The organism is Cyclobacteriaceae bacterium, from assembly GCA_030584025.1.
Lineage (GTDB): Bacteria > Bacteroidota > Bacteroidia > Cytophagales > Cyclobacteriaceae > UBA2336.
This window is the reverse complement of the sequence record CP129487.1, coordinates 518,286-531,079: the sequence shown is the minus strand read 5'-3', so window position 1 is coordinate 531,079 and position 12,794 is coordinate 518,286. Positions and strand designations below refer to the sequence as shown.

Here is a 12,794-nt window from a genome sequence, read left to right as displayed (position 1 = left end):
AATCGGTTCGACCCTGCCTGCAGCAGGCAAGTCCGATATGCTCCAATTTAAGCCTGATTCTGTCAGGCTTTTTTTATTGCATCTGATTTTTCTCAATAAACTCCCGGAAGGCCTTTTTGTAACTGTCGCTTACTGGCAAGAGGGCCTGGCCAATCTGTACTTCATTTTTGTGCACCACATCAATGGCCTTGAGCGCTATTATATATGAGTGATGTATGCGGATGAATTTATCGGAAGGCAGTTGTTCCTCCAGGGCTTTCATGCGCTGAAGGGATGTAATCTTTTTTTCGCGTGTGTGGATGGTCACGTAATCTTTCATGCCCTCCACATACAGAATATCATCCAACAGGATCTTTACCATGCGTGTTCCGTCTTTCACAAAAACAAAATCGGGCTTTTGTTCAGAGGTGGTGACTGCCACAGTAGCCGGTGGGGTTTGTAAACGCAACAACGCTTTATCAACCGCTTTTAAAAAACGGTCGAGTGTAATGGGCTTTAACAGGTAATCCACTACATCCAGTTCGTAACCTTCCAATGCATACTCGGAGTATGCCGTTGTAAAAATGACCAGTGGTCTTTTCTGCAAAACTTTTAAAAACGTAATGCCGGTGATCTCCGGCATCTGGATATCCAGAAATAAAATATCAACCGGCTGTTTACGTAACACCTCCATGGCATCCATGGCGTTGGCACAAGCCGCCACCAGGTGAAGGGAAGGGACCTTCCTCACGTAGTCCGTCATCAGGTTGCGAGCCAGTGGCTCGTCATCAACAATCACACAAGAAGCAATCACGAAAGTGTAATATCCAGTTGTACGCTATACCGATCCGGTTTGTCTTCGGTTTTCAGTCGGTATTGATCCGGGTAGCTCAACTCAAGCCTGCGCTGTACGTTGCGCAACCCAATCCCCGACTTCCCTTCCTTCGAATCGGTTGATGCAGGCAATTTACTGTTTTCTACGGTATAGGTGCATTGTTTTCCGTTCATCTTAATGGCCAGGTTTACCCACGCACCCGATTGCTTGTTGGTAACTCCGTGCTTGAATGCATTCTCCAGAAAGGTGATGAAGATGAGCGGGGCTATCCAGACGTTTTCCGTCTGACCTTCAATGGTGAAATTAATGGGCACTTCATTGTTCAGGCGCAGTTTTTCCAGGCTGATGTAGTTCTGCATGTATTCGATTTCTTTATTCAACTGCACACGCTCATGATTCGATTCATAGATCATGTAGCGCATCATCTGCGAAAGCTTGGAGATTACCTCGGTAGTATTGTCGGATTTTGAATACGCGAGGTAATACAGGGTTATTCAAGGTATTGAACAAAAAGTGCGGGTTGATTTGTGCCTTCAAAAAATTAAGTTCAGCGGTCAGCTTTTCATTTTCAACCTCTTTCTTCTTTGCTTCCAGTTCAAACCATTCGGCAGCAAAGCGTAGCATGCTCACAAATATGGTGATGAACAACGCAATGGCCGCCACCTGGATGATGTACATATGAGAGGTGAAGAAATCTGCCCGGGGAGAATCATCCATCAATACGCGTTGCACATAAACACGAAGGGCAACGAGCAGGGCAAACGGAACCACGAATTCGAGCAGGTAACGCCATACTTTTTTGTGATCCAGAAACCGGGGCAAAAAGAGAAAGTAGTTTAGATAAGCGATGACAAACGTGAACGCGAACTGAATGCCGGTAAACATCAACCCCCGGCTCCAGTCGTAACCCCTTACTTGTGAGTAAAAGCTTGCAGAATAAATATTAAACGACAGGTACACACACCAGAAAAGCAGGTGCAGCAGAAATATGCGGTTACGCTGAAAATACGATTGCATCGATGAAGTCTTTTTAACGGCTATAGCCCCTTTGAAACGTTAAGGTCGGGTAAAAGTGCTGGCAATTTTTATCAAGTTATACCCTTCATCCCAATTATTCTACCGTTGGGCCCAACGAGTCGATAAGTTCGGCTTTCGCAGTCCATTCCTACTCTGTCGGATATTCCACGGAAATGTCGAATGAATATGGGGTTGTGTCTAATAGCCACCGTTACCCCGGAAACATTCTTCTTGTTTTGCAGTTTAATCCGTGGGCAGTCGAGCGGCTACCCACCAAACTTCGAACTTTTAACACTACATGAAAAAGCTAATTGTATTATTTCTCCTTCTCTCCACGTATGCAGTTGCCCAGGATGGGAAAGGCAAAATTACTGGTACCATTATCGATGCGGCCTCCAAAGAAGTGGTGGAATTTGCCACCATCGCCCTGGTAACAGCCGATGGCAAGACCAATTGATGGTGCTGTAGCCGACATGAAGGGAAAGTTTACCCTGAACAAAATTGCGACTGGCAATTATAAGTTGGTTATCTCATTTGTGGGTTTCGAAACCAAAACCGTTGAGGTAGAAATCAGCGACAAGAAAGATCAGCTCGATCTTGACATTGCGATCAATTCAGAAGCTAAAGTGCTGAGCGAAGTGGTGGTAGAAGGACAGCGTTCTACTATTGAAGAACGCGTTGATCGTACCATTTATAACGCAGAGAACGATGCTACCACCCGTGGCGGTGATGCCACCGATGTATTGAAGCGTGTTCCGATGCTTTCGGTAGATTTTGACGGAAACGTTTCACTGCGTGGTAGCCAGAATATTTTGGTACTCATCAACAACAAACCCTCTACCATTATGGCCAGCAGTGTGGCCGATGCCTTGAAGCAAATTCCTGCTGAACAAATTAAAACCGTAGAAGTGATCACCTCCCCTTCAGCGAAATATGATGCCGAAGGTACCGGGGGTATCATCAACATCATTACTAAAAAGAATACACTCGAAGGTGCTACGCTGAACATCAACAGCAGTGCGGGTATTCGTGGATCAAATCTGGGACTGAATGGCAATTACCGCAGAGGTAAACTTGGCATTTCATTGGGTGGATGGGGCCGTGCTAACTATAATATAAAGGGATCGTTTTTAAATGAACAATTAACCAAAGATCCTGAAGGCGTTAATCCTGACAGGTTGAATACGCAACAAGCTGACACCCGTAGTCAAAACCTGTTTGGAAATTACACCGCTAGGTCTGGATTATGACATTAATAAATACAATTCGTTAACCGGATCATTCCGTGTAGGTGCACGTAACGGAAAAAATTATCAGGACGGATTATTTACCCAAGCTTTTGAAAATGCAGTATTTGATGGCAGCAGCTTACGGGATGTAAAAACACTCGACAATTCTCAGAGCTTCGATTTCAACCTCAGTTATATCAAGACATTTGAAAAACCGCAACAGGAATTCAGTGTGTTGGGTATGTATAGCCGTAATAACCGGAACAATGATTTTGAAAACCTGATTCGCGAAATTGATGGTGCTGCTTCACCCAGCGGCATCAAAAACCTGAACGACAGTTACAACGAAGAAATCACGGTACAGATGGATTACATTGCCCCAATCAATAACAACCAAATGATTGAATTCGGTGGTAAGTCGATTATGCGTGAGGTGTTCAGCAACTTCACTTCGTTTCGTGATCCTGAAGGAGATGGCTCATATGAGTTACAACAGAGCGCTTCGTTAACCAATAACCTGAATTACAATCAAAATGTAAGTGCAGGATATTTATCCTACACGTTAAACACATCCAACGCGATTGGTTTCAAGGCAGGTGCGCGTTACGAATACACCACCATTGAGGCTTTCACACAAACGGAATCCAATATTGAAATTCCTTCTTATGGAACATTGGTTCCCAGCCTTAACGTATCGAAGAGATTAAAGAACAACAATACCATCAAAGCTGCATACAACCGCAGAATTCAAAGACCTTCTATTCAGTTTTTAAATCCGAATATTCAGGCTGCAAACCCGTTGAATATTTCAGTAGGTAATCCGCAACTTGATCCGGAATTGACGAATAATTATGAACTTTCCTACAGCACCGCAATTAAAGGAACGTCTATAAACCTCTCCGGTTTTATGCGCAACACCAACAATGGTATCCAGCGCATACGTGAAGTAAGTGGTGACACGATCCGCACAACCTTTAAAAACATCGGTCAGGAAAATGCCTATGGATTGAATTTCTTCGTGAACATTATTGCCGGTAAACTGACGGTTAATGGTGGTGGTGACCTCTATTACCTGACCTTAACAAATAATGACGCTAATCCTGAATTCACAGCTTCCAATGAAGGTTGGGTTATCAGTGGTCGTCTGTTCGGTAACTACCAACTTAAAAACGATTGGGCGCTTCAGTTCTTCAGCTTCTATCGAGGTCGTCAGGTTCAGTTGCAGGGTACACAAGGCGGGTTTGGCATTTACAGCTTAGCCATCAACAAGAACTTTAAAAACAAAAAGGGCAGCATTGGTTTTGGTGCAGAGAATTTCTTTGCTCCATCCATGAAAATCAGAAACGAACTTGTTTCGCCCACGATTAATCAAAGCGGGTACAACGAAATGTACAACATGAACTTCAAGATCAACTTCAGTTACCGCATCGGTAAAATGAGTTTTGATCAGCAACGCCCAAGGCGCGGCAGACGCTCCATCAACAATGACGACCTGAAAGATGGTGGTGGTATGGATATGGGTGGTGGCATGAACGAAGGCCCTCAAATGGGTGGCGGAGCACAACGTGGTGCGATGCCACAAGCTCGTCCGCAGACTGCCCCGGTACAACCAACCGTTACCGCTCCAACAGACACGGTGTATGAAGCAGCCGGCACATGGATGTATGCGATTGAAGGTGGCCAGCCCGGTTCATCGGGAGGAAAACTTACCATCGTAAAAGATGGTGAAACCTATGGTGGTTCCATCAAGAGCGATCGCATGCCACAGGAAGTACAACTTTCAAAAGTTAGCGTTGAAGGCAATACCATTAAATTTGCCTACACCGTGAACTTTGGTGGCAATGAAGTAGTGATCGACTGCACAGCTGTAATCATCGAAAACGAAATGACGGGTTCCATGAACATCGGTACGTTCCGCACCATGCCGATCAAAGCGACAAGACAGTAAACCTTAACCGTCATTGCGAGGAACAGTGATGGAATGAGGGAGGAGTGACGAAGCAATCTCATACTATGTTGTGAGAACTAAACACAAATTATGAGATTGCCTGCCTGTTCGACAGACAGGCTTCACTACACCTCACATCTCCCCTCTGTTCCTGCCTGCAGCAGGCAAGCGCAATGACGAACTTATCTTTTAAGCGTCTCCACCACCTCCCTCACCTTCTCAGGGTCGGTGACAAATTTCCCCATTTGTTCAGGCAGCGAATCCGTAAAGCGGATTGAGCTATTGTAGTCTGACGGATGAAACTCCTTTGCAGAAAAATGAATTTCCTTCGCTCCTGTACTGTCGATTATCTGTTTGGCATTTCCTTCATGAATACCTGAGCCAGGCATGATGGAAATACGATTGCCTGCTTTTTCAACCAACGCTTTTATCAAGTTTAAACCTTCCGGTGCAGTTTGCGCCTGACCAGAGGTTAGAATCCGATCAAACCCTACTTCAATGCAAGCTTCAAGCGCTTCGAACGGATCTCGTGTTACATCAAACGCCCGATGACAGGTAACTTTCATCGGTCGGGCGGCATCAATTAATTTTTTGCACCGGTCTTTGTCCAGTGTTCCATCTGGTTTCAATATACCCAACACTACCCCATCCAGACTGGCGCGCTTGCACATTTCAATGTCGCGTTTCATGGCATGGTACTCATAAGCCGTGTACACAAAATCACCGCCCCGCGGACGGATCATGGCATACACATCCATACTTACTGCCTGGCGCACAATTTCCATTACACCAAACGAAGGCGTTGTTCCGCCTTCAGCCGGGTTATCGCACAACTCGATGCGGTCGGCTCCTCCCCTTTGCGCATTCATAGCCGACTCAATATTAAATACTACTATCTCTGTTGTTATTGGCATTGGTAATCAAGACTGTAGATTCTTCTTTTCAAAATAACTGATATGCTATCGACCATAGACTATCGTCTATTTGAAATAGCTTCCTGATTTTATTACCACCTGTTCCTGCTGCGTGGTTTGTGTGTACTCAAACACATTGTTGGTAGAATACGCACCCACTTCACCGGTAACACTTAGCGCCAAAAAGGCCACACTCAATTCCTTTGCCTTTTCTTCTCCGCGTTTACTGATTAATCGCTTTATGGCTTCTTCGCAAGCTTCCTGTGGCGAGCGACCTTGTCGCATTAACTCAACAATGGTATGACTGCCCGCAATGCGAATCATCTCCTCGCCTACTCCGGTGGCTGTTGCTGCACCTACTTCACCATCCACATACAAGCCAGCTCCAATAATCGGTGAGTCGCCCACACGACCGTGCATTTTAAATGCCATGCCACTAGTAGTACACGCGCCACAGAGTTTTCCGTTTGCATCAAGTGCCAAGATACCAATCGTATCATGTTGACCGGGATTGTGGTACGGTTTGTATTCCGATTTTTTCAACCACTCCTTCCATGCCTTTTCTGACTCTTTGGTCAGTAAATTCTCTTTCTTAAATCCTTGTGCCGCTGCGAACTGCTCCGCTCCTTTTCCAGCCAACATGACATGTGGCGTTTTTTCCATCACCGCACGCGCAATGGAAATGGGATGTTTATACCCTTGCACAAAGGCTACTGAACCACAGTTGCTTTTCTCATCCATGATGCTCGCATCCAGTGTTACCAACCCTTCCCGATCGGGCAAACCACCATACCCCACAGAAGTATCCTTCGGATTGGCTTCGGGAACATGCGCGCCTTGTTCCACCGCATCCAATGCATAACCCTTTGCCTGCAATACCTTCCACGCAGCCGCATTGGCATCGGGGTTTCGCCAGGTAGAAACCACAATGGGTTTTTCCATTTTAGGTGAAGCAAAAGCTGAAAATTTTCCGATAGAAAAAACTCCGGTGGTGAGTGCGGAGAGTTTGATGAAATTTCTGCGGGTATGTTGTGTTGATCGCTTCATGATAGAGGTATATCCGATGTGTAAGTTAGCAAAACTTTACACCTGTGTGTACCTTCAATCAATTACCCGCTTCGCAAAGCGGAAACGTTTGTAGTAATAATCGGAGTAAATATTATCCTCCACTACCCCAAGACTAACCGAGGCGTGAATAAATTTTACGAGGTCCTTGCCCTTACGCTCGGTAACGAGTCCGACATGGGTAATTTTTCGCCTCTTCTTTCCAGTTGCAAAAAATACCAGGTCACCAGGTTGAAGTTCCTTCAATTTCACCTCTTTACCCACCTTACTTTGATCCTCTGCACTACGGGGTAAGCTCATATTTAATGTACGGAACGAATGAATGGTAAGGGCTGAACAATCCATACCGGCACGTGTTGTACCACCATAGCGGTAGGGCGTTCCCGTAAAGGTACGGGCGGTTTGTATAACCTTGTCGACTTTCTCTTCGCGAACACGCGCCTTTTTATGAGAGGCGCACGAGACAAAAAACAGAACGGCCAGAAGAAAAAGTAACTGAAAAGGTTGCTTACCTTTGCGGTAAAAAAATAGCATCCTCCTAACGTTTAAAAAATCAGTGATCAAATATACGAAAGCCATGGCATTTCCTGAAGTGAGTGTTGATATCCTAAGCGAATTTGAGGCCATAATCGGCAAGGAAAACGTTATTCTGGACGAAGAAAAGCGCAGCGACTATGCCCACGACAAGACAGAAGACTATCATTTTCTGCCTGCTGTTGTACTGAAGCCGGGAACACCGGAGGAAATCAGTCGTATTATGCAGCTTTGCCATGAACACCGTGTGCCTGTAACACCGCGCGGTGCAGGAACCGGCTTGGCCGGTGCGGCACTGCCTACTCACCATGGTGTGGTGCTGTCGATGGAGCGCTTCAACAAAATTCTTCAGATCGATGAACTCAATCTTCAGGCTACAGTCGAGCCTGGCGTGATAACCGAAGTTTTTCAAAACGCAGTAAAAGAAAAAGGATTGTTCTACCCGCCCGATCCAGCCAGCAGCGGCTCATGCTTTTTTGGGTGGAAATCTTTCTCAAAATTCTGGTGGGCCAAAAGCAGTAAAGTATGGCGTTACCCGCGATTATGTTTTGAATCTTGAAGTAGTGTTGCCAACCGGTGAAATCATCTGGACGGGAGCGAACGTATTGAAGAACTCTACAGGCTACAACCTCACGCAATTGATGTGCGGCAGCGAAGGCACATTGGGCATCATCACCAAAATAGTTTTCAAGCTTCGCGGTTATCCACAAAAGAATGTGCTCATGCTCATTCCATTCGTAACCAACGAGGAAGCATGTCGCGCCATAGCCGCCATTTTCACAGCAGGTATTCAGCCTTCGGGTATGGAATTTTTTGAACGTGAAGCCGGCATCAAAACATTTGCATATTGCGATAAAGTTTTGGGCAGCCCGGTGACCACACAACTACCCGAGAACATGGACGCTTATTTGTTATGCGAACTGGATGGCAACGATGAAGAAGTACTGATGCGCGATGCAGAGCGTGTGATGAACGTGGTAGAGAAATTTCAATCGGGTGAAGTGCTGTTTGCAGAAAGCGCTGCACAGAAAGCAGAGTTATGGAAAGTGCGCAAGAATATTTCTCCTGCTGTGAACTGGTATACGCTCACCAAATCGGATGATGTGGTGGTACCACGCAGTAATTTGCCGAAACTTATTTCCGGAATAAAAGCGATCGGCAAACAATACGGATTCAATACCGTGTGCTTTGGGCATTTGGGTGATGGCAACCTGCACGTAAACATTCTGAAAGAAAACATCAGCGATCACGATTGGGAAACGAAAATACCGGAAGGCATCGGTGAAATTTTTAAACTGACGGTAAGCCTGGGTGGAACACTCTCTGGTGAGCACGGCATCGGCATTGCCAAGCGACCGTACATGCCCATTGCAATGAAGGAAACCAACCTGGAACTGATGCGCGGCATTAAAAAGGTGTTCGATCCGCATAACATTCTGAATCCGGGAAAGATTTTTTAAGGTAAATACTCATTTGCAAACCCTTAGCGTCTTGGCGCCTCTGCGGTACAAATAAAAAATATTACCGCTAAGACGCGGAGACGCAAAGTTTCGCGAAGCTTCCACAAGTCAATAACAAAAAAGCCCCGCACAATGCGAGGCTTTTCTTTACCTGTAAACGAAAAGGATCTTTTATTTTCCTTTGAAAGAGCGCGTTACGCCTAAACTGTAATGCAAACCAAACTGAATACCCACTAACAGGTTGGCACGCGATCCAAAAATACTTTCGCCATTTCCGGCTTTAATGGCATCAATCACATCGCCATTGCGCATATCGGTTAAGCTGTAGTTGGCACGAACCTGTGTGGACAAATACAAGTGTTTTGATAAATCAATATCCACCCCAAACGCCATCGCGATTTGAAATTCCATGTCACGGAAATCGTTTTTCGCTTTAGTGAATTCCTGTGAATACGATTGTGCAATAGTATACGTTCCATCCTGGTTATCCTCTGCACCGTCTGGCAATACAAAATTCTCATCATCAGGAAAGGAATACGTACCCGCTTCAAAATTGATGGTCTCCTTTGCTTTTGTCAGTAAACCCAACTGGGGACCGAAATTAAAATTGGTTCTCGCCTTGCCATCCCCACCATTCATAAACTTTAATAACATAGGGATATTCAAATATTGCAGATCAATGTTGCGCTTACCCGAAACTTCCTTGGCTGCGTTAACCACTTCATAAATCTGACCTTGATTAGACAGAATAGACTCTAACTGAAGTCCGAACTTACGACCGATATCTACACCAAAATTAAAACCCACCGGTGACCACTGGTAGGTGTAGGTTGAGTTGTAGCGTGGATCTTCCTTTAATCCCTTGTCAAGCACAAAGGTGGCATTCAGACCGGTTGTTGCACCGAAGTGAACTTGTCCCATTGCCAGTACCGGCAACAAAAATGTGATAGCTAAAAATACGTGCGTGTAGCGTTTCATATGGTTTCCGTTAAAAATAGAATTTCGCCCTATATAACAGTTAGCCTAAAAAAGGTAGCCATCATGTAAGAAAATACCCCAGATTGCCTTATTTTGAGCATTAAAGGCCGGAATTGCGCATGAAAAAAGGACTCCTTCTCGTTGGTTACTCCATTTTAATTACACTGCTATTTGCCTGTCAGGCAGATAAAAAAGAAGTATCAACAAACGATGAAAACCAAATCAGTTTATTCGATGGCCAATCGTTAACAGGCTGGCGATCGTTCCGCAACCTGCCAAACAATTCGTGGGAAGTAGTTGACGGAACACTGCATTGCAAACCGTTTTCTGATACAGCAGAAAACTTTCGCTCCGACCTGATTACAGAAGCGCAGTACCGGAATTTCGAACTCACGTTTGAATTCAAACTTGCTTCGCAAAGCAACAGCGGGGTGATGTTCCGCGTAAGCGAAGACTATGAACTATCCTATGCTACAGGGCCGGAATATCAATTAATTGATGATGTTGGCTATCCGGGAACATTGGCTGAAGAAAATAAAACAGCTGGCAACTACGCCATGCACGTACCAGAAAACAAAATCCTGAAACCGGTTGGTGAATGGAATGAAGGGAAAATTATTGTACAAGAAAATAACGTGGAGCACTGGCTCAACGGCACACGTGTAGTGGCCTACGAATTAAATTCACCCGATTGGATTGCCCGAAGAGATGCCAGCAAGTGGAAAGACTTCCCGGCTTATGGCACCATTGAAAAAGGACACATTGCGTTGCAGGATCACGGCAATGAAGTGTGGTTCCGAAACATTACCATCGTAGCTCCCGAATAATAATCCTGTTACTTTTAACAAGTCTATATTATGAAACAATTGCTCACTATTATTTGTATCGCTTTGCTCGCTGCCTGTCAGCCCAAGCAACAAACCACAGAGGAAACACAACCCGAAGAAACACCCATGACACACAACACCCTCACGGAACAACAACAAGCCGAAGGCTGGAAACTGTTGTTTGATGGACAAACCACAACGGGTTGGCGAAACTTCAAGAGCGACCAGATCGGTACCGCCTGGAAGGTTGACGACAACGCCTTACATTTTGATAACACGGTTGCCGATGGTGGTGGTGATATTATCACAAACGAAGCATACGAAAATTTTGAATTGATGCTGGAGTGGAAAATTGATTCGTGTGGTAATAGTGGCATCATGTTCAATGTAGTGGAAGACGAACAATATCAATACGTGTGGCAGACTGGTCCGGAGATGCAGGTATTGGATAATGACTGCCATCCGGATGCGAAAATTATTAAGCACCGCGCGGGTGATCTCTATGATTTAATTTCATGCTCCACTGAAACGGTAAAGCCTGCCGGTGAATGGAATCAGGTGCGAATCGTTTCCAACCAAGGCAATTATGAATTCTGGCTGAACGGTACCAACGTGGTAAACTTCACCATGCACACACCTGAGTGGGATGCCATGGTAGCCGGAAGCAAATTCAAAGACATGCCCGCTTTCGGAAAAGCAACCAAGGGACATATCTCTTTACAAGATCATGGCGACAAAGTGTGGTTTCGTAACATTATGATACGCATCTTGTAATACTAAAACGACAAATGACATTTAGAAATGCAGTCATCAGTGTTATTCTTCTCGAATGCCTGGTGGCTGCATTTGCTTTTTATCTGTACGGTCAATCGCTGGAAGCACTTCAGGCTGTCACGCGCTATTCGGGTCGTGTGTCGTTGTTGATTTTTAGCATCATGTTTCTGTTGCTGCCCCAACATGAAATCACGCTTGAGCGGTTACTCTCTCCCCGACCATTTTTAATTTTTGCTTTGGCCCATGGCATTCACCTGGTTGAATTGATCACGTATGTCTATCTGTCGGGCAATGAACTTATTCCCATCCGACTGGCTGGTGGCTTTCTGGCTTATGCCCTGATCTTCGCCATGCCATTCATTAAAGGGTACGCGCAAATGGGAAAGATAACAGTCGGGCGCTATAAGATTGCCCAAACCATTTACCTCTACTATGTGTGGTTCATATTTTTTATGAGCTACCTGCCACGCGTTCAAGGAAAACTTGTCAATGTGGGCGGGCAGTATTGGGAATTTGTGGTTTTGCTGGCATGGGTATGCATGATGCTGGGCATGAAATTATCGGCTATTTTGCTTGTTAAAAGAAGGATATGAATGCCGGAACTCTAATCTGCTAAGCTTTTGTTATTTTTATACTTATGAAAGCGGTTTCCGAAAGTCCTTTGCTTAAGCGCATAACGATAAATCCTGAAATTTGTCATGGTAAACCCGTAATCAGGGGAATGCGTTATCCGGTTGAGGTAATTCTGGATTTGCTATCCTCAGGAATGACTCATCAGGAAATTTTAGAAGATTACCCTTCCCTTGAAGAGGATGATATTCTTGCCTGTCTGGCTTACGCTTCCAAATTGACTAAGGTAAAAAGTTACCACCGTGCATCGGCATGAAGTTTATTATTGATGCACAACTTCCCCCAGGACTAAGCCAGGTTTTTCAGCAACATCAGTGCGATTGCATTCATGTACTTGCGTTAACCAATAAAGACAAATCCACTGATAAGGAAATCAGGGATATTGCTGATGAACAGGATCGAATTGTAGTTACCAAAGATTTTGACTTTTACCATAGTCATATGAGTATTCAAAAGCCAAGGAGATTACTTTTGGTAACAACTGGTAACATCAAAAACAAACAACTATTAGAACTTTTCAATAAAAATTTAAAGACAATTCTGATCGCCTTTAAACAAGGAGATTTCGTTGAATTGTCCAACACCGACATCATTACTATTTGAA

17 protein-coding genes are annotated in these 12,794 nt (G+C 44.8%); 10 read left to right on the top strand and 7 right to left on the bottom strand.

Going from position 1 to position 12,794, the window contains the following annotated elements; translation table 11 throughout:
• Nucleotides 1-73: 73 nt before the first annotated feature.
• From QY309_02575 to QY309_02565, 3 genes are read right to left on the bottom strand one after another with little or no spacing between them, the layout of a single operon-like run.
• On the bottom strand, nt 74-793 hold the full coding sequence (locus tag QY309_02575) for a LytTR family DNA-binding domain-containing protein (GenBank protein WKZ60370.1): 720 nt from the start codon (nt 791-793) through the stop codon (nt 74-76).
• Entirely contained in the window at nt 790-1,257 is a 468-nt protein-coding gene (locus QY309_02570) for a histidine kinase (GenBank protein WKZ61673.1), read from the bottom strand. The genes QY309_02575 and QY309_02570 overlap by 4 nt, the downstream gene beginning before the upstream one ends.
• Nucleotides 1,217-1,831, bottom strand: coding sequence for a histidine kinase (locus QY309_02565; GenBank protein ID WKZ60369.1), 615 nt, complete (start codon nt 1,829-1,831; stop codon nt 1,217-1,219). The genes QY309_02570 and QY309_02565 overlap by 41 nt, the downstream gene beginning before the upstream one ends.
• 298 nt (nt 1,832-2,129) lie before the next feature.
• Between QY309_02565 and QY309_02560 the strand changes: the two genes are divergently transcribed.
• Genes QY309_02560 through QY309_02550 form a run of 3 tightly spaced genes read left to right on the top strand, consistent with a single transcriptional unit; the run spans nt 2,130 to nt 5,008 of the window.
• A complete protein-coding gene (locus tag QY309_02560) occupies nt 2,130-2,288 on the top strand; it encodes a hypothetical protein (GenBank protein WKZ60368.1) in 159 nt (52 codons plus the stop codon).
• The gene (locus tag QY309_02555; protein WKZ60367.1) at nt 2,272-3,081 is read left to right on the top strand and encodes a carboxypeptidase-like regulatory domain-containing protein; all 810 of its coding nucleotides are present in this window, start codon (nt 2,272-2,274) and stop codon (nt 3,079-3,081) included. Before QY309_02560 ends, QY309_02555 begins: the two co-directional genes overlap by 17 nt.
• Nucleotides 3,050-5,008: an outer membrane beta-barrel family protein gene (locus QY309_02550; protein WKZ60366.1), complete on the top strand. Its 1,959-nt coding sequence runs from the start codon at nt 3,050-3,052 to the stop codon at nt 5,006-5,008. Before QY309_02555 ends, QY309_02550 begins: the two co-directional genes overlap by 32 nt.
• Nucleotides 5,009-5,190: 182 nt before the next feature.
• On the opposite strand, the gene QY309_02545 is transcribed toward QY309_02550, so the two are convergent.
• The 3 genes from QY309_02545 to QY309_02535 all read right to left on the bottom strand — a co-directional run bounded on the left by QY309_02545 (nt 5,191) and on the right by QY309_02535 (nt 7,521).
• Nucleotides 5,191-5,922 carry a copper homeostasis protein CutC gene (locus tag QY309_02545; protein ID WKZ60365.1) on the bottom strand — a complete coding sequence of 244 codons (732 nt, stop codon included), beginning with the start codon at nt 5,920-5,922 and terminating at the stop codon, nt 5,191-5,193.
• 66 nt (nt 5,923-5,988) lie between these two features.
• Entirely contained in the window at nt 5,989-6,969 is a 981-nt protein-coding gene (locus tag QY309_02540; protein WKZ60364.1) for a N(4)-(beta-N-acetylglucosaminyl)-L-asparaginase, read from the bottom strand.
• Nucleotides 6,970-7,023: 54 nt separating this feature from the next.
• Nucleotides 7,024-7,521, bottom strand: a complete 498-nt coding sequence (locus QY309_02535; GenBank protein ID WKZ60363.1) for a C40 family peptidase — start codon at nt 7,519-7,521, stop codon at nt 7,024-7,026.
• Between the two features lie 43 nt (nt 7,522-7,564).
• Between QY309_02535 and QY309_02530 the strand changes: the two genes are divergently transcribed.
• A complete protein-coding gene (locus QY309_02530) occupies nt 7,565-8,080 on the top strand; it encodes an FAD-binding oxidoreductase (protein WKZ60362.1) in 516 nt (171 codons plus the stop codon).
• Complete coding sequence (locus tag QY309_02525) at nt 7,998-8,981, top strand: FAD-linked oxidase C-terminal domain-containing protein (protein WKZ60361.1); 984 nt, start codon at nt 7,998-8,000, stop codon at nt 8,979-8,981. Before QY309_02530 ends, QY309_02525 begins: the two co-directional genes overlap by 83 nt.
• Nucleotides 8,982-9,152: 171 nt before the next feature.
• Here QY309_02525 and QY309_02520 read toward each other — a convergent pair whose 3' ends face one another.
• Nucleotides 9,153-9,959, bottom strand: a complete 807-nt coding sequence (locus QY309_02520; protein ID WKZ60360.1) for an outer membrane beta-barrel protein — start codon at nt 9,957-9,959, stop codon at nt 9,153-9,155.
• A gap of 119 nt (nt 9,960-10,078) precedes the next feature.
• Between QY309_02520 and QY309_02515 the strand changes: the two genes are divergently transcribed.
• From QY309_02515 to QY309_02495, 5 genes are read left to right on the top strand one after another with little or no spacing between them, the layout of a single operon-like run.
• On the top strand, nt 10,079-10,786 hold the full coding sequence (locus QY309_02515; GenBank protein ID WKZ60359.1) for a DUF1080 domain-containing protein: 708 nt from the start codon (nt 10,079-10,081) through the stop codon (nt 10,784-10,786).
• Nucleotides 10,787-10,816: 30 nt separating this feature from the next.
• Entirely contained in the window at nt 10,817-11,560 is a 744-nt protein-coding gene (locus QY309_02510; protein ID WKZ60358.1) for a DUF1080 domain-containing protein, read from the top strand.
• A gap of 14 nt (nt 11,561-11,574) precedes the next feature.
• On the top strand, nt 11,575-12,153 hold the full coding sequence (locus tag QY309_02505; protein WKZ60357.1) for a hypothetical protein: 579 nt from the start codon (nt 11,575-11,577) through the stop codon (nt 12,151-12,153).
• 44 nt (nt 12,154-12,197) lie between these two features.
• Nucleotides 12,198-12,446, top strand: a complete 249-nt coding sequence (locus QY309_02500) for a DUF433 domain-containing protein (GenBank protein WKZ60356.1) — start codon at nt 12,198-12,200, stop codon at nt 12,444-12,446.
• A complete protein-coding gene (locus tag QY309_02495; protein ID WKZ60355.1) occupies nt 12,443-12,793 on the top strand; it encodes a DUF5615 family PIN-like protein in 351 nt (116 codons plus the stop codon). Before QY309_02500 ends, QY309_02495 begins: the two co-directional genes overlap by 4 nt.
• Nucleotide 12,794 lies beyond the last annotated feature (1 nt).

Coding starts and splice junctions, on each gene's coding strand:
- QY309_02565 (WKZ60369.1), bottom strand. CDS start 1,831: ATGCAATCGTATTTTCAGCGTAACCGCATATTTCTGCTGCACCTGCTT.
- QY309_02560 (WKZ60368.1), top strand. CDS start 2,130: ATGAAAAAGCTAATTGTATTATTTCTCCTTCTCTCCACGTATGCAGTT.
- QY309_02555 (WKZ60367.1), top strand. CDS start 2,272: ATGGCAAGACCAATTGATGGTGCTGTAGCCGACATGAAGGGAAAGTTT.
- QY309_02545 (WKZ60365.1), bottom strand. CDS start 5,922: ATGCCAATAACAACAGAGATAGTAGTATTTAATATTGAGTCGGCTATG.
- QY309_02540 (WKZ60364.1), bottom strand. CDS start 6,969: ATGAAGCGATCAACACAACATACCCGCAGAAATTTCATCAAACTCTCC.
- QY309_02535 (WKZ60363.1), bottom strand. CDS start 7,521: ATGCTATTTTTTTACCGCAAAGGTAAGCAACCTTTTCAGTTACTTTTT.
- QY309_02530 (WKZ60362.1), top strand. CDS start 7,565: ATGGCATTTCCTGAAGTGAGTGTTGATATCCTAAGCGAATTTGAGGCC.
- QY309_02520 (WKZ60360.1), bottom strand. CDS start 9,959: ATGAAACGCTACACGCACGTATTTTTAGCTATCACATTTTTGTTGCCG.
- QY309_02515 (WKZ60359.1), top strand. CDS start 10,079: ATGAAAAAAGGACTCCTTCTCGTTGGTTACTCCATTTTAATTACACTG.
- QY309_02510 (WKZ60358.1), top strand. CDS start 10,817: ATGAAACAATTGCTCACTATTATTTGTATCGCTTTGCTCGCTGCCTGT.
- QY309_02505 (WKZ60357.1), top strand. CDS start 11,575: ATGACATTTAGAAATGCAGTCATCAGTGTTATTCTTCTCGAATGCCTG.
- QY309_02500 (WKZ60356.1), top strand. CDS start 12,198: ATGAAAGCGGTTTCCGAAAGTCCTTTGCTTAAGCGCATAACGATAAAT.
- QY309_02495 (WKZ60355.1), top strand. CDS start 12,443: ATGAAGTTTATTATTGATGCACAACTTCCCCCAGGACTAAGCCAGGTT.